Annotated in this window: 17 protein-coding genes; 6 read left to right on the top strand and 11 right to left on the bottom strand. The window is 58.3% G+C overall.

The window, feature by feature from the left end; translation table 11 throughout:
• Window positions 1-2 precede the first annotated feature (2 nt).
• The gene (locus tag QMG15_RS12850) at window positions 3-2,471 is read right to left on the bottom strand and encodes an LPS-assembly protein LptD (RefSeq protein WP_281788907.1); all 2,469 of its coding nucleotides are present in this window, start codon (window positions 2,469-2,471) and stop codon (window positions 3-5) included.
• Between the two features lie 92 nt (window positions 2,472-2,563).
• On the opposite strand from QMG15_RS12850, the gene QMG15_RS12845 reads away from it, so the two are divergent.
• From QMG15_RS12845 to QMG15_RS12835, 3 genes are read left to right on the top strand one after another with little or no spacing between them, the layout of a single operon-like run.
• Window positions 2,564-3,691 carry a phosphotransferase gene (locus tag QMG15_RS12845; protein WP_281788906.1) on the top strand — a complete coding sequence of 376 codons (1,128 nt, stop codon included), beginning with the start codon at window positions 2,564-2,566 and terminating at the stop codon, window positions 3,689-3,691.
• A gap of 2 nt (window positions 3,692-3,693) precedes the next feature.
• Complete coding sequence (locus QMG15_RS12840; RefSeq protein WP_281788905.1) at window positions 3,694-4,425, top strand: 16S rRNA (uracil(1498)-N(3))-methyltransferase; 732 nt, start codon at window positions 3,694-3,696, stop codon at window positions 4,423-4,425.
• Window positions 4,422-5,351, top strand: coding sequence for an EamA family transporter (locus tag QMG15_RS12835; RefSeq protein WP_281788904.1), 930 nt, complete (start codon window positions 4,422-4,424; stop codon window positions 5,349-5,351). Before QMG15_RS12840 ends, QMG15_RS12835 begins: the two co-directional genes overlap by 4 nt.
• A gap of 11 nt (window positions 5,352-5,362) precedes the next feature.
• Here the strand turns inward: QMG15_RS12835 and metW are convergent, their stop codons facing one another.
• From metW to QMG15_RS12820, 3 genes are read right to left on the bottom strand one after another with little or no spacing between them, the layout of a single operon-like run.
• Window positions 5,363-5,941, bottom strand: coding sequence for a methionine biosynthesis protein MetW (gene metW, locus QMG15_RS12830; protein ID WP_281788903.1), 579 nt, complete (start codon window positions 5,939-5,941; stop codon window positions 5,363-5,365).
• Window positions 5,938-7,155: a homoserine O-acetyltransferase gene (locus QMG15_RS12825; protein ID WP_281788902.1), complete on the bottom strand. Its 1,218-nt coding sequence runs from the start codon at window positions 7,153-7,155 to the stop codon at window positions 5,938-5,940. Before QMG15_RS12825 ends, metW begins: the two co-directional genes overlap by 4 nt.
• 17 nt (window positions 7,156-7,172) lie before the next feature.
• Window positions 7,173-10,130: a DNA topoisomerase III gene (locus QMG15_RS12820; RefSeq protein ID WP_281788901.1), complete on the bottom strand. Its 2,958-nt coding sequence runs from the start codon at window positions 10,128-10,130 to the stop codon at window positions 7,173-7,175.
• Between the two features lie 110 nt (window positions 10,131-10,240).
• Here QMG15_RS12820 and QMG15_RS12815 point away from each other — a divergent pair, with 110 nt between their 5' ends.
• From QMG15_RS12815 to QMG15_RS12805, 3 genes are read left to right on the top strand one after another with little or no spacing between them, the layout of a single operon-like run.
• Window positions 10,241-10,870: an SET domain-containing protein-lysine N-methyltransferase gene (locus QMG15_RS12815; RefSeq protein ID WP_281788900.1), complete on the top strand. Its 630-nt coding sequence runs from the start codon at window positions 10,241-10,243 to the stop codon at window positions 10,868-10,870.
• 5 nt (window positions 10,871-10,875) lie between these two features.
• Window positions 10,876-11,676 (top strand): biotin--[acetyl-CoA-carboxylase] ligase, encoded by an 801-nt coding sequence (locus QMG15_RS12810; protein ID WP_281788899.1) that lies wholly within the window; start codon window positions 10,876-10,878, stop codon window positions 11,674-11,676.
• A 57-nt stretch (window positions 11,677-11,733) separates the two neighbouring features.
• Window positions 11,734-11,934 carry a hypothetical protein gene (locus tag QMG15_RS12805; RefSeq protein WP_281788898.1) on the top strand — a complete coding sequence of 67 codons (201 nt, stop codon included), beginning with the start codon at window positions 11,734-11,736 and terminating at the stop codon, window positions 11,932-11,934.
• Window positions 11,935-11,998: 64 nt separating this feature from the next.
• On the opposite strand, the gene ahpF is transcribed toward QMG15_RS12805, so the two are convergent.
• The 7 genes from ahpF to QMG15_RS12770 form a co-directional block, all read right to left on the bottom strand.
• Window positions 11,999-13,552 carry an alkyl hydroperoxide reductase subunit F gene (gene ahpF / locus QMG15_RS12800; protein WP_281788897.1) on the bottom strand — a complete coding sequence of 518 codons (1,554 nt, stop codon included), beginning with the start codon at window positions 13,550-13,552 and terminating at the stop codon, window positions 11,999-12,001.
• A 162-nt stretch (window positions 13,553-13,714) separates the two neighbouring features.
• Window positions 13,715-14,278 carry an alkyl hydroperoxide reductase subunit C gene (gene ahpC / locus QMG15_RS12795; protein WP_281788896.1) on the bottom strand — a complete coding sequence of 188 codons (564 nt, stop codon included), beginning with the start codon at window positions 14,276-14,278 and terminating at the stop codon, window positions 13,715-13,717.
• A gap of 144 nt (window positions 14,279-14,422) precedes the next feature.
• The gene (locus QMG15_RS12790; RefSeq protein WP_281788895.1) at window positions 14,423-14,638 is read right to left on the bottom strand and encodes a hemin uptake protein HemP; all 216 of its coding nucleotides are present in this window, start codon (window positions 14,636-14,638) and stop codon (window positions 14,423-14,425) included.
• On the bottom strand, window positions 14,635-15,042 hold the full coding sequence (locus QMG15_RS12785) for a biopolymer transporter ExbD (RefSeq protein WP_281788894.1): 408 nt from the start codon (window positions 15,040-15,042) through the stop codon (window positions 14,635-14,637). The genes QMG15_RS12790 and QMG15_RS12785 overlap by 4 nt, the downstream gene beginning before the upstream one ends.
• Window positions 15,043-15,044: 2 nt before the next feature.
• The gene (locus QMG15_RS12780; protein ID WP_281788893.1) at window positions 15,045-15,755 is read right to left on the bottom strand and encodes a MotA/TolQ/ExbB proton channel family protein; all 711 of its coding nucleotides are present in this window, start codon (window positions 15,753-15,755) and stop codon (window positions 15,045-15,047) included.
• A gap of 15 nt (window positions 15,756-15,770) precedes the next feature.
• A complete protein-coding gene (locus tag QMG15_RS12775; protein ID WP_281788892.1) occupies window positions 15,771-16,430 on the bottom strand; it encodes a TonB family protein in 660 nt (219 codons plus the stop codon).
• A complete protein-coding gene (locus QMG15_RS12770; protein WP_281788891.1) occupies window positions 16,430-17,110 on the bottom strand; it encodes a Fe2+-dependent dioxygenase in 681 nt (226 codons plus the stop codon). Before QMG15_RS12770 ends, QMG15_RS12775 begins: the two co-directional genes overlap by 1 nt.
• Window positions 17,111-17,112: the final 2 nt, after the last annotated feature.

Raw genomic sequence — 17,112 nt, 5'->3', positions numbered from 1 at the left:
CGTCAATCGTAATTGCCAAAACGGCTAGGGTTCATGGTCGGTTGGCGCAGGGGTTGGTAACGCGGCACGTTGTTGCGCAGCGAGCCCAGTGCGTTTGTGCCCACGCGCGACAGGCCCACAAACTCAAGTTGGAACAAGATGCGTTGACGGGCCAACCCGTCGGTAATTTGTAAACGTTCAATCACGGTGCGGCTGAGCCAACAGCCCGCATCGTATTCGAAGCCGATGACGGACTCGACCGCCTTCTTATTCAGCATGTCGTAGTTCACACGTGCCACGCTGTACCAACGGCCTTCGCCCAAGCCGCGGCCTTGACCATCGTCGCCGTCTGCGCCGCCCCACAGGTCGTGCAACGGCCATTGCCAGCCCACGTCTAACTGTTTGGACACGGGGTTGGCGGATTCGTCGTTTTCGGTTCGCAAGGCGGCATTGATGACGCGGTATGAGCCGGGGTTGTAACGTCCACCGACCACCCGGCGCATGAAGTTGCTGGTTTTGGGGTTGTACTGCACGGTGGAGTCCAGCGCCCAAGCGCGCGACAGGTTCAGGGTTGCGCCGGCCAAGATGTCGCTGATACCCGCCTTGGCGGTTGGGTCATCTGGCAGCGTGACCAATTGCTCTTGCATGCGCAAGCGTTGGGCTACGCCAAAGCGTGCGCCTTCGGCGCCTGTTTCAGGATCAATGAAGCGTGACGTGGCACCCAAAGTGAGCAGCTTGCTGTCTGAAATGCGGTCATGCCCACCAAAGGCGTTCTCAGTGAAGATGCTGGCGAAGTTGAAGGCGTTGCTGCCCGAGTCGTAGTTCGGCAAGTAGTTTTGGTTGCGGTAAGGCGTGTGCACATAAAACACGCGAGGCTCCAAGGTTTGTATCCAGTTGCGGCTGAACAAACGCTTGTTGCGCTCAAAAGCCATCCCTGCATCTAAGCTGAAGGTTGGCACCGTCACGCTGGCGCTGGTTTGGCCTTGGTGGCCGTCATAAAACGAGGTGTTGGGCAGGCCACCATCAAACTGGTAGTTGCGGCCATGCAATTGCACTTTGGGTGTGACATAGCCATAAGGTGACACAAAGGGGCGGCTGAGCTGCACCCAAGACACGGCGCGATCGGCATTGGGGGCGCAGTTGTAAAACGACTTGCTGGTGCCGTTGGCAGCGGCGGCTGCACAGTCGATGTCTCGCACAGATGAAAAACGCGTCAAATCGCCGTCGACGCTGAAATCGAAGCCCCCCGCGACGTTGAATTTTTGTAGCCGCGCTGTGAGTTGCGGCAAACGATCAAACGGTGGCGTGATGCGGTTGTTCACGTTGGCCAAGTCTTGCAGCGTTTGCCATTTTTGAGCGCGTATGCCTGTGCTGACAAAACCGTCTGTCCAAGTGAGGCCGGCATCACTGGACAGCAAGCGTTGAATGCCGACGCCACTGCTGACCGAAAAGTCTTTCCAATAATCGTCGTCGCTCACGCGGTTGATGTTCAGGTTCATGCCCAGACCACCGCCTGCAAAGTAGGGGTTCAGCAGGCCCGTGTGCACGTAATTCATGCTCCAGCGGCGCGAATCGTTGCGAATCTGGTCTTTCTCCATGTAGTCAAAGCGCATGATGCCTTGGAACGGAGGTTGTGGTGCCGCGCTTTCCATGTAGCGGAACTCGGTGCCTAAGTTGATGCCGCGTTTGCTCCAGTACGTCGGGGTCAAGGTCATGTCGCGGTTGGGCGCCAGGTTCCAGTAGTACGGTTGGGTGTATTCCAAGCCGCCAATGTTGTCGATGCCAATGCTGGGCGGTAGCAGGCCCGATTTGCGTTCGTCGTTCAGCGGAAACTCAACCTCTGGCACCGGCAAGATGGGGACACCTTTGAAGCGAACCGATGCGCCTTCCACCAAACCCACATTGCGATCGCTGTCGATGGAAATCTTGTCGCCTTTGAAGAACCAGTCTGGCATCCAGCCTGGCCCAGGCTTGCGTTGACAGGTGGTGAAACTGGCGTTGTGCATGACCGTGTGGGCAGGGTCCACAAAATCAATGCGGTCGGCGTTGCCGTAGGCGTTGTTTTTTAACAGGCGGTAGTTGGGTTGCGTGAAGAACCCTTCGAACGCATCCAAATGCAGATCAAGCGCTGGACCTTGGTACACGTTGCCCGACTGGTTGATGTACACATGGCCACGCGCTTGGGCGAGGTCGTTCACCTGGTCGTAATCAATTTTGTCGGCTTTGAGCAAAAGCTCGCCGCGACGCAACACCACTTGGCCTTCGAGCACAGTTTGTTGGCTGGTTCGCTCATTGAGCGTGTCGCTCTGTAAAAAGGTGGGCAATTGCCGGCGTGTTTCAGGCGACAGAGCTTCTTGCAGCAAGCTGCTCGGCTTCAAAACCAGCGACGGCGCATCGGCCGTTTGTGCCTGCACGCTGGCGTGACCGGCGAACATGCCCATCACCAGCCACGACAGGGCGCGAATTTGGCGGTGAAAATCAGGCAACAGCATGAAAACGGGAAGACCTTCAATGAAGCGATCCCTTGAGCAGCGTGCCCGAAAAGTCGGGGCGCCGAGGACCGTTTGTAGAATTTAGATTATCCATGAGCACACCCTCTATTTCCCAGCCTTCGGGCACATCTCCCCACGCGCCAATCGAATGGGCCCAGCCCGAGCGCCAAGTGGCCTTTCACCAGTGGCTAGACGCCCAAGCCAGCGCCCACGGCGTGCTGCCCGCCACCGTGCGTGCCGCCTCGGCAGATGCCAGCTTTAGGCGCTATTTCCGTGTCGATACGGCCCATGGCTCGTGCATCGTCATGGACGCCCCGCCCGACAAAGAAAACTGCGAACCCTTTGTGCGCATTGCTCGCCTGATGCTGGACGCGGGCCTCTATGCCCCACGCATCTTGGCGTGGGACGAGCCACAGGGCTTCATGTTGCTGGACGACATTGGCTCACAAACCATGATGGACGTGATCAACCGTGACGACCCGCAAGCCAACCACGGCCTGTACATGCGCGCCGTTGATGCGCTGTTGACCTTGCAACAAAGCAGCCGCCCCGGCGTGTTGCCTGTTTATGACGAGGCCTTGTTGCAGCGCGAACTATCGCTGTTTCCCGATTGGTACCTCACCCAACACCGCAAGCTAGACATCGACAGCAGCCAGCGCCAGATGCTGGACAAAACTTTCCAAACCATCGTGCAACGCAACTTGGCCGCCCCCAGCGTGTACGTGCATCGCGATTTCATGCCGCGCAATTTGATGATGCCGCACGACTCCGCCGAACAACGTTTGGGCGTGCTCGACTTCCAAGACGCGGTTTATGGCCCCGTGACCTACGACATCGCCAGCCTCATGCGCGACGCGTTTTTGACCTGGGAAGAAGACGTGGTGTTGGACGTGACCATCCGCTACTGGGAACGCGCCCGCAAACTCGGCCTGATGGACTTTGACGGCTGGCACAACGACTTTGGTGCGTTTTACCGCGCCGTGGAGTGGATGGGTCTGCAACGTCACCTCAAAGTGGCTGGCATCTTTGCACGCCTCACTTTGCGCGATGGCAAACCCAAATATTTGGCCGACGCCCCGCGCTTCATCAACTACATCCGCACCACGGCCAGCCGTTACAGCGAGCTCACGCCCTTGCTGCGCCTAATCGACAAGATTGAAGGCACAGAGCCCGCCATCAGCTTGGCGTTCCCTCGACTCACGCCCGGCGGGCGGGGCTAACGATGGCCCGCTTTTACTGCCCCCTGCCCTTGGTGCCTGGCCAAGTGGTGGACTTGCCACCCACAGCCGCCCGCCATGTGCAGGTGCTGCGCATGCAGCCCGGTCACACGCTGACTTTGTTCAACGGCGAAGGTGGTGAATTCACCGCCGAAGTGCAACACATGGGCCGCAGCGATGTGCGCGTGGTCGTGGGCGAGCACCGCGCCGTGGAATGCGAAGCAGCGTGCCAAGTGCACCTCGCCGTGGGCATGCCCGCCAACGAGCGCATGGATTGGCTGGTGGAAAAAGCCACCGAGTTGGGCGTGCACCGCATCACCCCCTTGATGACTGAGCGCAGCGTGATTCGCCTGACGGGTGAACGCGCCGAAAAGAAACAAGCCCATTGGCAAGCGGTGGCCGCCAGCGCGAGCGAGCAATGCGGCCGCAACCGCGTGCCTGTCATCGACATGCCTGAGCGCTTAGACGCGTGGCTGGCACGTCAAACGACGCAGGCCGATGTGGTGCATGGGGTGTTGTCGTTACACGCGAGCACGCAGCCTTTGAATGCGTTGCGTGAAGGCGCAGCGACCAGCGCAAAGTCTTGGGTCTTGCTCAATGGCCCAGAAGGTGGCTTGACCGATGCAGAAGATGCGGCGGCTCGCGCCAAAGGCTTCACGGCCTTGAGCTTGGGCGAGCGCGTCTTGCGTGCCGAGACCGCGGCCTTAGGCGCTTTGGCCTTGCTCACCCTCGCATGACGCAACGCCTGTCTGACACGCAGCAAGGCTTTGCGTTGGCTTTGACCTCAGCGGTGCTGTGGGGCGTGTCGGGGGCTTGTGCGCAATACGTGTTTCAAAACAAAGGCCTCACCATTGGCTGGTTGGTGACGGTGCGTTTGCTGCTGGCGGGCAGTCTGTTGTTGGGTTACGCACATTGGCGCGGGCAAGATGTTTGGCGCATTTGGCAAACGCAACGCTCAGCGGTGAGCCTGCTGATTTTTGGTCTGCTGGGCATGTTGGCCATTCAGTACACCTACTTCGCGGCCATTCAATATTCCAACGCAGCCACGGGCACCGTGCTGCAGTACGTGGGCCCTGTGCTGATTGCCGTGTACTTTGCGTGTGTGCGCCGCCGTTGGCCCACGCGTGCAGAAAGCTTGGCCGTGATGTTGGCGTTCTTGGGCACGGTGTTGCTGGTCACGCATGGCGATTGGACAGCGTTACAAGTTTCGCCTGCCGCCTTGTTCTGGGGCTTGGCGTCCGCGGTGGCGCTGGCGTTCTACAGCATTCAACCTGAACGTTTGCTGCAAGAAAACGAAGCCACCGTGTTGGTGGGCTGGGGCATGTTGATTGGGGGCTTGGGTTTTTGCGGCGTGAGTCAGCCGTGGCATGTGCCGGGTGTATGGGATATCGCCACCTTGCTGGCGGTCGTGTTCATTGTGTTGTTCGGCACCTTGTTTGCCTTTTACGGCTACTTGGTTGCTGTTCAAAAAATTGGGCCTGAAACCACCAGCTTGTTGGCTTGCGCGGAGCCACTGTCAGCGGCGGTGGTGGCGGTGCTGTGGTTGAAGGTGCCGTTTGGTCTGCTGGATTGGCTCGGCTCGGTGTGCATCATGGCGACCATTTTTTTATTGAGCCACAAAGCACCGAATGCATCCAGCGAAGATGCAGAAACGGGCCCTTGAGGCCCGTTTGTTTATGCTTCAAATTTGAACACCGCCGTGCCCGCCATGAGGTTGGGCCACGTGTCCACACGCTGGCCGTTTTGCAAGCCAAATGAATCGGTCACATGCAGACCGTTTTTCTCGGCCAACACTTCAAAGTCTTTGAACGTGCCCACGCGAATGTTGGGCGTGTCGTACCACTGGTAGGGCAAGCGCTTGGTCACGGGCATGCGGCCTTGCAGAATGCTCAGGCGGTTGGGCCAGTGTGCAAAGTTGGGGAAAGCCACGATGCCAGTTTTGCCCACGCGTGCGGTTTCGCGCAACATGGTTTCGGCGTTGCGCAAATGTTGCAAGGTGTCGATTTGCAGCACCACATCAAACGACTGGTCGGCAAACACGCTCAAACCCAAATCGAGGTTGAGTTGCAGCACGTTCACACCGCGCTGCACGCAGGCGTGCACATTGGTGTCGTCAAGCTCTACGCCGTAGCCGGTGCAGGCTTTGTGTTGTTGCAAATAGGCCAGCAACGCACCGTCGCCGCAGCCGAGGTCGAGCACGCGGCTGCCTTGGGGCACGAGGGCGGCAATGGCCACTAAGTTGTCGTGGGTCATGCTGCACCTCCGGTGTGCGCGGCCAAGGCGGGCTGGACGCCGTTGTTAGAACTGCACGCCGGCAACTCGCCGCTGATGCGCGCAAAGTACGAGCGCACCACATTCATGTAGCGGGCGTCGTCCAGCAAGAACGCATCGTGGCCGTGTGGCGCGTCGATTTCGGCGTAGCTCACATCGCGTTGGTTGTCGAGCAGGGCTTGCACCATCTCGCGGCTGCGTGCGGGTGAGAAGCGCCAATCGGTGGTGAAGCTCACCAGCAAAAACTTCGCGGCTGTGCGTGCAAACGCGGCTGACAAATCGCCGCCGTAAGTGCGGGCGGGGTCGAAGTAATCGAGGGCTCGGGTGATGAGCAAATAGGTGTTGGCGTCAAAGTACTCGCTGAACTTGTCGCCTTGGTAGCGCAGGTAGCTTTCGATTTGAAACTCCACATCTTGGGTGGAGTACTTGTAGCCGGTGGCGCTGCCGACGACTGCATCACGCAGTTCGCGGCCAAATTTTTCGTTCATCACATCGTCGCTGAGGTACGTGATGTGGCCCACCATGCGAGCAATGCGCAAACCGCGCTGCGGCACAACGCCGTGTTGATAGAAGTGCCCACCATGAAAGTCAGGGTCGGTCACGATGGCGCGGCGTGCCACTTCGTTGAAAGCGATGTTTTCAGCCGTGAGGTTGGGCGCACTCGCCACCACCACGGCGTGACGCACGCGGTCTGGGTATTGCAGCGTCCAGCTCAGGGCTTGCATGCCGCCCAAGCTGCCGCCTAAAACGGCGGCGAGCTGGGTGATGCCCAAACGGTCGAGCAGCAAGGCTTGGGCGTTCACCCAGTCTTCCACCGTGACCACGGGGAAATCCGCGCCGTACACCTTGCCCGTGTCGGGGTGGGTGTGCATGGGGCCGGTCGAGCCAAAGCAAGAGCCGAGGTTGTTCACGCCAATCACAAAGAAGTGGTTGGTGTCCACGGGCTTGCCTGGGCCAATCATGTTGTCCCACCAGCCTTCGCTTTTGTCTTGGCCTTCGTACACGCCCGCCACATGGTGCGAGGCGTTGAGGGCGTGGCACACCAGCACGGCGTTAGAACGGTCGGCGTTGAGCGTGCCGTAGGTCTCGTAGGCCAGGGTGTAGTCGCGCACACTGGCGCCGCTCTGCAATTGCAAAGCTTGCTCAAAGTGCATCGCCTGTGGCGTGGCAATCATGGGTTTGGCGTGGACGGTCATGCGGTCACTCTATTTTTTTACTCACCAATGGGTCGCAGGTGTTTGCCTGCAATGCCTGCCAATTCAAACATGGTCACTTGATCTTTCCCAAACACGGGTTTGAGTTTGGCATCGGCGTTGATGGCGCGTTTGTTGGTGGCGTCTTGCAAACCGTTGGCCTTGATGTAGTCCCACAGCTTTTTGATCACTTCGGTGCGGGCCACGGCTTCGGCGCCAATCACGTTGGCCAGGTCAGCGCTGGGCAAATAGCCTGCGGTGACTTTGCGTGGTGCTTTGGGCTTGGCTACTTTTTCAGCTTTTGCTTTGGCAGCCTTGGTGGTCTTGGCGGGCACTTTTTTGCCAGCGGCCTTAATGAGCGCGTTGGTCGTGGGCGTTTTGCCGCCTTTGGGTGGGTACTTGCTCACGCGGGGTTCGAACGCGAAGTTCACCTTGCCCGCTTCGGCGTCCCACTGCAAGAAGGCTTTGAACGAACGGCGTGTGCGCATGGACACAAACTTGTCGAGCAAATCGGTTTTTCCTTCACTCAACAGCTTGGTCATTTGCTCGCGTTCGACTGGCTGCTGCAAGATGATTTTGCCGCTCTTGAAGTCGCAGCTTGGCGTGGCTTGTGCATGTGTGGGCACAGCCTTGCTACACACATAGTTGCTGCCGTGTTCGTGCACGGGGCTGCCGCACTTGGGGCAGTTGCCCAGAGCGGGCGCGTCGCTGAACTCGACGATTTCGCCGGAGTCTGCACCGTCGTCACCAAAGTCGAATTCGAGTTTCCAGTTTTGGTCTTCTTCGCTGTACTTGAGGGCGATTTCGGCGGTGAACGGCCAGCCTGCTTTGGAGCGGAAGCCGTCGAGTGGGCCAATCTTTTTGTTGGTCAAAAACTCTTCCACTTCAGCCGCATCAAAAGTGCGACCGCCTGGAATTTTGCTGATGGAGAAACCGCAGCCTGCGCCGTTTTCGCCCGAGTCAGACGCGCTGCCGTCTTTACCTACGCAGGCGTAGCGACGGTAGTTTTCTTTCACCACGCCGCCGCACTTGGGGCAGGGCGTTTTCAATGTGGCGTAGTCACCGGGAATGGTGTCGCGGTCAAACTCTTTGGCCTTCTTGACGATGTGCTCGGTCATTTCGGCAATTTCGCGCATGAATTCTTCGCGGCTCAGTTGGCCGTGTTCCATGAGCGAGAGCTTGTGCTCCCAGCCGCCCGTGAGTTCGGGCTTTGACAACTCCTCCACGCCCAAGCCGCGCAGCAGCGTGAACAGTTGGAAGGCTTTGGCGGTGGGAATCATCTCGCGGCCATCGCGGATGAGGTATTTCTCGTTGAGCAAGCCTTCAATGATGGCCGCGCGCGTGGCGGGTGTGCCCAAGCCTTTTTCTTGCATGGCTTCGCGGAACTCGTCGTCTTCCACCAACTTGCCAGCCCCTTCCATTGCGCCGAGCAAGGTGGCTTCGCTGTAGCGTGCGGGCGGGCGGGTTTTCAGGCCTTTGGCGTCGGCGGATTCGTTTTTGGCCGACTCGCCTGCTTTCAAGGCGACGAGGGTCTTGCCATCTTCTTCGTTGTCAGAGGCTTCTTGCGCGGCGTCTTTGCCGTACACGGCCATCCAACCGGCGTTGACCAACACTTTGCCTTCGGTGCGGAAGGTGTGGTCTTTGCCGGCAGCTTTGACGGTGCTGATGCGCGTGGTCACCATGTATTCGGCGCTGGGGAAGAACACCGCCATGAAGCGGCGCACCACCAAGTCATACAACTTTTGCTCGGCTTCAGACAAACCGCTGGGTGCTTGCAAGGTCGGGATGATCGCAAAGTGATCGCTGACCTTTTTGTTGTCAAACACGCGTGGCAATTTGCGCACGTAGTTGTTGTTCAGCGCGACGGTGGCATGTTGCTCTAAGTGCTTCATGCCGCTGTCTGCCAGCATGGTGAAGGTGTCTTTCACCACGGCCACATAGTCTTCAGGCAAGTGGCGTGAATCGGTACGTGGGTAGGTCAGCGCTTTGTGGCGCTCGTACAAACTTTGCGCCAAGGCCAAGGTGGTTTTGGCGGAGAAACCAAAGCGACCGTTGGCTTCGCGTTGCAGCGAGGTCAGGTCAAACAAGCCGGGGCTGGCTTTGGTGGTGGGTTTGCTCTCTTCGGTGACGGTGGCAATTTGGTTGCGCACAGCGTCGGCAATGGCCAAAGCTTCGGCTTCGCTCCACACACGGTCGTGTTTTTTCTCGGCGTCTTCGGCGTCTTTTTTGTGCTCGGGGTTGAACCACTTCGCGGGGTAGGCACCTGCTTCCACTTTGAATGACGCGTGAATTTCCCAGTAGTCGCGGCTGATGAACTTGCGAATTTGTTCTTCGCGTTCCACCACCACCGACAGCGTGGGCGTTTGCACACGGCCCACGGTGGTCAAGAAGAAGCCACCCTCGCGCGAGTTGAACGCGGTCAAAGCGCGGGTGCCGTTGATGCCCACCAGCCAGTCGGCCTCAGAGCGGCTGCGTGCAGCATCGGCCAAGCCTTGCATTTGTTTTTCGCTGCGCAAAGATTCAAAACCATCGCGAATCGCTTGCGGCGTCATCGACTGCAGCCACAGGCGCTTCACAGGTTTGTCGAGGGGCTTTTTGCCGCCAGCGTATTGCTCGATCAAACGGAAGATCAGCTCACCTTCGCGGCCCGCGTCACAGGCGTTGATGAGGGCGGTCACGTCTTTGCGTTTGGCCAGCTTCACCACCGCGTTCAAACGCGTCTTGGTTTTTTCCACTGGCTTCAAGTCGAAGAAGGGAGGAATCACGGGCAGGTTGGCAAAGCTCCATTTGCCGCGTTTGACGTCGAATTCTTCGGGTGCTTGGATTTCCACCAAATGACCCACGGCACTAGAGACGACATAGGTGTCGCTCTCAAAGTGATCGTCGTGTTTTTCGAACTTCCCCGCCACAGGCGTGAGTGCGCGCACGATGTCTTGCGCGACCGAAGGTTTTTCGGCAATCACGAGGGTTTTGCTCATTTCAAAGTTCCTTAAAAACTGACCACTACAATTTGCTTCTCTCGCGTGCGCACGCGCGCCCACGGGCGCGCACGCACATGCGTACGTATTTAAGTTAACAGAAAAATTCAGTGTCCAAAAAATCTATCGCCCAAACCCCCGCGCCCATCAAAGGCCGTCGCATTCAAACCCGTCGCTCAGGTGTCCATGGCAAAGGGGTTTTTGCACTGACAGACTTCGCCAAAGGCGAGACCATCATTGAGTACGTGGGCGAAATCATCACTTGGAAAGAGGCGCTGCGCCGTCACCCGCACGACCCCACCGATCCCAACCACACGTTTTACTTTCACATCGACGAGACCCACGTGATTGACGCGCTGTACGGCGGCAACTCTTCGCGTTGGATCAACCACTCGTGCAAACCCAGCTGTGAACCAGACGAAGTGGATGGCCGCATTTTCATCAAGGCGATCCGCGACATCAAAGCCGGTGAAGAGCTGAGCTACGACTACGGCTTGGTCATCGACGCGCCCATGACGCCCGCGCTCAAGCTGGAATATCCCTGCTGGTGCGGCGCGAAGAAGTGCCGTGGCACTTTGCTGTCTTCCACCTCTGAATTTCCAAAGGACGAAAAGCCCAAAGCGAAAAAGGCGGACAAGCCAAAGAGCAAGCCAGCCAAAGGTGACAAAAAGAAGTCAGACAAAAAGTCGACCGGCAAGGCCGACAAAGACGCGTCTAAAGCCAAAGCGCCCAAACGCTAAACCCCATGATCTGGCCAGCGGAAGACCTTTGGCTCGCGATGGTTGCCAAGCAACCAGGCCTCACAGTCGAGGTGCTGCCAGCCATTGATTCCACCAACACCGAGCTGATGCGCCGCGCACGCGCAGGCCAAACCGAACCGGTGCTGTTGGTGGCCGAAACCCAAACCGCAGGCCGTGGCCGCCTAGGTCGCCCATGGCACGGTGAAGTGGGCCATGCCTTGACCTTCTCCTTGGGCCTCATGCTCAAGCCTGCGGATTGGTCGGGCCTGTCTTTGGCGGTCGGCTTGTCGTTGGCGCGCAGCCTAGATCCGCAGGGCGAACTGGGCGTGCGCTTGAAGTGGCCCAACGACTTGTGGGTGAAGCGCCCCCAGACGGCGACAGGCTGGGGCAAATTGGCGGGCATTTTGATTGAGACAGCCCTGCCCGCAGGTATGGACTACGGCAGTGGCCAAGGACGCTATTGCGTGGTGGGTGTGGGCATCAACATCGCCCCGCCTGTGGCCGAGGGCCTATCCACTGCGCCATTGGGCCTGCAAGACCTGCAAAACGGCATCACCGCACCCGAGGCCTTGATGAGGGTGGCCGAGCCTTTGTTGGCCACCTTGCTGGCGTTTGAACGCACGGGCTTTGCGCCATTGCAAAACGCCTTTAATGCCCGTGACGCATTGCGCAATTTGAACGTCACTTTGAGCGATGGTCGTCACGGCGTGGCAAGGGGCGTAGACGCCGCTGGCGCGATGCTGGTGGACACCGAACAAGGCCAAGAGGCCATCAGTAGCTCAGAGGTGAGCGTGCGGCCGGTTTAACGCGGACAACTTCATGCGCGAAAATTCGGCGCAACTTAAAGAACAAAGGTGGTGTTTATGAACTCGAAATATTTTTGGCGCAACGTGGTCTATGCCTTGGCCGCCATCAACCTCTTGTTTTGGTTGTGGAACGACGGTGGCTTGCGTTTCTTGGGGCTCGGCCCTAAGCCTGTGCAAGAGCCGCATCGCGTAGAAAACCAAGTGGACCCAGAGCTGCTGACAATCAAACCAGCAGCGTCTGCGGCCTCTTCGCACTAACGCGCGGCTCAGAAAAAAAGCCCAACGCATAGACACACGTTGGGCTCAGCAAGTGTCTGAACGATCAGTTGCGAATCAAGTGGTCAAACGCTGACAATGCCGCCTTCGCACCCTCGCCCGCCGCAATGATGATTTGCTTGTAGGGCACGGTGGTGCAGTCGCCCGCCGCAAACACGCCAGGCATGCTGGTGTGGCCTTTGGCATCCACCACGATTTCGCCAAACTTGCTCAGCTCCATGCTGCCCTTCAAAAACTCGGTGTTGGGCACCAAACCGATTTGCACGAACACGCCTTCGAGGGGCACGTGGTGCACAACGTCCGTGGCGCGGTCTTTGTAGCTCAGACCATTGACTTTGCCGCCCTCGCCTGTGATTTCGGTGGTTTGTGCATTGGCATGGATGGTCACGTTGGGCAAGCTCTTGAGCTTGTTCACCAACACAGCATCAGCTTTGAGCTGGTCGGCAAATTCAATCAGTGTCACGTGTTCGACGATGCCTGCCAAGTCAATGGCGGCTTCCACGCCAGAGTTGCCGCCGCCGATCACGGACACGCGCTTGCCTTTGAACAAAGGGCCGTCGCAGTGTGGGCAGTAGGCCACGCCTTTGTTTTTGTACTCGGCTTCGCCGGGCACGTTCACATTGCGCCAACGTGCACCCGTCGACAAGATCACGCTCTTGGCCTTGAGCACGCCGCCGTTTTCCAAGTGCACCTCGGTCATGCTGCCGGTTTGTTCGGCAGACACAATTTTGCTGGCGCGTTGCATGGCCATGATGTCCACGCCGTAGTGCTGCACTTGGGCTTCGAGGTCAGCGGCGAGTTTGGGGCCGTTGGTTTCGAGCACCGAGATGTAGTTCTCGATCGACATGGTGTCGTTCAGCTGACCGCCAAAACGCTCAGCGGCAATACCCACGCGGATGCCTTTGCGCGCTGCATACACAGCGGCAGCTGCACCAGCGGGGCCACCGCCCACGATCAACACGTCGTAAGGGGCTTTCTCGCTCATCTTCGCTGCGTCGCGGGCTGCTGCGTTGGTGTCGAGCTTGGCCACGATTTCTTCCACGCTCATTCGGCCCGAGCCAAACACTTGACCGTTCAAGAACACCATGGGCACCGCCATGATTTGGCGCTCTTCCACTTCCTTCTGGAATGCACCGCCTTCAATCACCACGGTCTTGACCTTGGGGTTGACGATGGCCATGAGCGAGAGCGCTTGCACCACGTCTGGGCAGTTGTGGCAGCTCAGGGACATGTAGACCTCAAAGTTGAAGTCGCCATCCAAACCCTTGATGCTGTCGATCACGTCTTGCTCCACCTTGGGTGGGTGGCCGCCTGTCCACAGCAGGGCCAACACCAAGGAGGTGAACTCGTGGCCGAGTGGCAAACCTGCAAAGCGCACGCCCTGTGTTTCGCCTTCGCGAGCGACGACGAAAGAAGGCTTGCGGGCATCTGTGCCCGAGGTGTCGAGTGTGACTTTGTCTGACAGGCCCACGATGGTGTTGAGCAGCTCGTGCATATCCTTGCCGGTTTCGCTGTCGTCCAATGAGGCGATCAAGCGAATGGGCTGGCGCAACATGCCAAGGTATTGTTGAAGTTGAGCTTTGAGGGCGTCGTCGAGCATGGTGTTCTCCTGTTTCAGGGTGCAAACATCCTAGGCCATGCGCGTTCAGCGCTGACCTGGGTGGTTCAAAAGGTTGGGGGGATTTCGTTGAGTACAACGCACGCTGGCATGCCAATGTGCGCTGCGGTCAACGACCTGCGTGAGCAGGTGTGGATCTAAAAATTAGATCTTGCCGACCAAGTCGATGGAAGGAGCCAAAGTCTTCGCGCCTTCTTTCCACTTCGCTGGGCACACTTGGCCTGGGTTGGCGGCTGTGTACTGAGCAGCCGTCAACTTGCGCAGTGTTTCAGACACGTCACGGGCGATTTCGTTGGAATGGACTTCCATGGTTTTGATCATGCCTTCTGGGTTGATCACGAAAGTGCCGCGCAAAGCCAAGCCGTCTTCTTCGATGTGCACGCCAAAAGCGCGTGTCAATTTGTGTGTGGGATCGCCCACCAATGGGAACTTGGCTTTGCCCACTGCTGGAGAAGTCTCGTGCCACACTTTGTGTGAGAAGTGAGTGTCGGTGGTGATGATGTACACCTCAGCGCCGGCTTTTTGGAAGGCTGCGTAGTTGTCAGCAGCGTCTTCAATTTCTGTGGGGCAGTTGAAGGTGAAAGCGGCTGGCATGAAGATGAACACGTTCCACTTGCCTTTGAGCGTGGCTTCGGTCACTTCGATGAATTTGCCGTTGTGGAAGGCTTGGTTTTTGAAAGGCTGAACTTGTGTGTTGATCAAAGACATGTGGTTTCCTTTGTATGGTTGTTAAAAACTATCGAATGAGCAAAACTCATTGACGTGAATGATAGTCAAGATTTTCTGCGTCGGTGATTGTTTGTCTCAATGAGGCCGATTGAGACAGCCTTGCGTGAGGCCATCTGTGCGTCATCACTTGGTCAAAATTAACTTGCCAAAACGCGTGGTTTGTAGCCGATAGACCTCACCCAAATGCACGATTTCCAGCACGCGTTGGCCGCCCATCAACGCGGCGCTGTCCACCCGTAGTGGCCCCACGCACCCAGTCGCGGTGGTGGGCGCTGGGCTTGGCGCAGGTTGCGTGGCTGACGTGGCTATTGAGGCCGATGTGGGCGGGCGAGTGCTCAAGGCTTTTGGGCGATGAAATTGACCTTGGCCAAGCCTGTGCTTTGCAAGGTGCTGAGTGTTTGCAGCACGCGCTCATAGGGCACGGCACGGTCGCCGCTCAGGCGCACCACGGGTTGTGGGTCCAGCGTGGCGGCTTGTTGGGCTTGGGCTTTGAGCGCGTCGTCTTCGACGGCTTTGCCGTTCCAATAGATGTGGCCTTGCGCGTCGATGTCGAGGCGCACGGGTTCGGCGGGTTGCTGTGGCGCCGCACTGCTGGCACGCGGCAGCACCAAGGGAATGGCGCTGTGAATGGCGGGCACGGCCAAGATGAACACGATCAACAACACAAGCATCACGTCAATCAACGGTGTCATGTTGATTTCGGTCATCACCTCGTCATCGTCTTGGGCGGGTAAGAACGACATGCTCAAACTCCCGCGTTGTTGCGCTGGCCCACACGAGCGCCTGTGACCAAAAAGGCGTGCAAGTCGTGTGCGAAGCGATTGAGTTGGCCCAAGATGAATTTGTTGCCACGCACCAAGGCGTTGTAGCCCAGCACCGCAGGCACGGCCACCACCAAGCCCAGCGCGGTCATGATGAGGGCTTCGCCAATCGGGCCGGCCACGCGGTCCATGCCCACTTGGCCTGAGGCGCCAATGCCGATGAGCGCGTGATAAATGCCCCACACCGTGCCGAACAAACCCACGAACGGTGCGGTCGAACCAATCGAGGCCAACACGGCCAAGCCTGCTTGCAAGCGGGCGGTGGAGTCGTCAATCGCGTTGCGCAAGCTGCGTGTGACCCAATCGCTCACGTCCAAGCTGTCGTGCAGTTGTTCTTGCGTGGCGCGGTGGTGGGCCGAGGCTTCGTGGCCTTGTTTGGCCAAGCTGTAAAACGGGTTGGCGTGGGTGACATGCGGTGTTCTGGCATCGAGTGCAGACAAGCCTTCGTTTAAGTTGCTGCTGTGCCAAAACGATTCCACGTGTTGCGCCATGCGTTTCAAGCGCACGATGTCGAGCGCCTTCATGACGATGACGACCCACGACAACACAGACATGCCAATCAACAGCAGCGCCACGATGTGGGTGATGACGTCACCTTGTTGCCAAAAATTCAAAATGCCGGCTTGGTTTTCCATGACAGTTTCCAAAAGTTATTCCAAAACAAAATTAACGGGGACGTTGAACCACATGGCCTCGGGTGTGCCAAAACGTTGGCCCGGCACAAACCGCCAGCGCATTACCGTGCGCAAGGCCTCTTGGTCGAGGCGGTCGTAACCACTGCTGGTTTTGACCTCGCCTTGTTGTGCTGCGCCATCGGTCGTCACGAACACACGAATCACCACTTGCCCTTGTTCGTTCAAGCGACGGCTGACGCGTGGGTACGCGGGCTTGGGGTTGTTCAAGCCATGCGCTTCGCTGCTGGGTAGGCTGAAGGCGGGTGCGCCTTGTGATTTGCCGGTTTGTGTTGGCGTCGTCGCAGGTGCTGCGTTCGTCGCGGAGGATGAAGCCAATGCATCTGCGTTACGTGTGGCCAGCGCAGATGAAAGCGAAGGTGCGGCAACAGCAGGCGTGTTGGGTGTCGTCGGTGCGGCTGTGGGCGTGAGTGCCGCCTGTGCTTTCGCGGGTGTGTTGCTGACCGGGGCCAGCACCATTTCCATGGCGATGCTGTGTTGGTTGTCGATGACGGTGGTGCTTGGCGATAACAGCAAAGTGCCCATGGCCAACACATGCAACGCCACCACGCACAGCACCACGGTGGGGGCTGTGCGTTGCCGCTCTGCGTGTGATGGCGCGTAAGTGAATTGCAGCATCAGGTGTCCGCCCACATGCGCAAGAGGTTGTGATACACGCCGGTTTGCGTGACCGCTTCTGGAATTTCGCCGTATTGGTTGCGCAAGCTCAGCAGGCTCATGTCGAGCTCGTACAGCAGGCGGCGTTGCTCGTCGCTGCGCACCAAACTTTCAATCCAAAAAAAGCAAGCCAACCGCTCGCCACGTGTGACGGGTTTGACTTGGTGCAAGCTGGTGCCGGGGTAGATGACGATGCTGCCCGCAGGCAGCTTGATGCTTTGCTCGCCGTAGGTGTCGGCAATGGTCAGCTCGCCGCCGTCGTAGCTGTCGGGCTCGCTCAAAAACACGGTGCACGAAATGTCGGTGCGCACGCGTTTTTCGTGGCTCAACATACGGATGGCGCCGTCGATGTGGTTGCCAAAGTAATTGCTGTCACCTGCATAGCGGTTGATGCGCGGTGTGTAAATTTTCTTGGGCAGCGTGGCCGAGAAGAAGGTGGGATTGGCGTTGAGCGCCTTGAGCACCATCTCGCGAATGTTCACCGCGGCGTCGCAGCTTTGCGGCAATTGCTCGTTGTGTTTGACCATCGCTGCTTGCCGACCCGCCGTGCCAAGGCCTGGCTCCCAAGGTGCGTCTTTGAGCCAAGCGCGGGTTTGGCTCAATTCTTCGGCGGACAACAAATTGGGCAGGGTCAGCAGCATGG

The sequence above is a fragment of the Limnohabitans sp. INBF002 genome (assembly GCF_027924905.1).
In the GTDB taxonomy this organism is placed as follows: domain Bacteria; phylum Pseudomonadota; class Gammaproteobacteria; order Burkholderiales; family Burkholderiaceae_C; genus Limnohabitans.
Note: the sequence above shows the minus strand (reverse complement) of the source record. Positions and strands in the feature narration are given on the sequence as shown.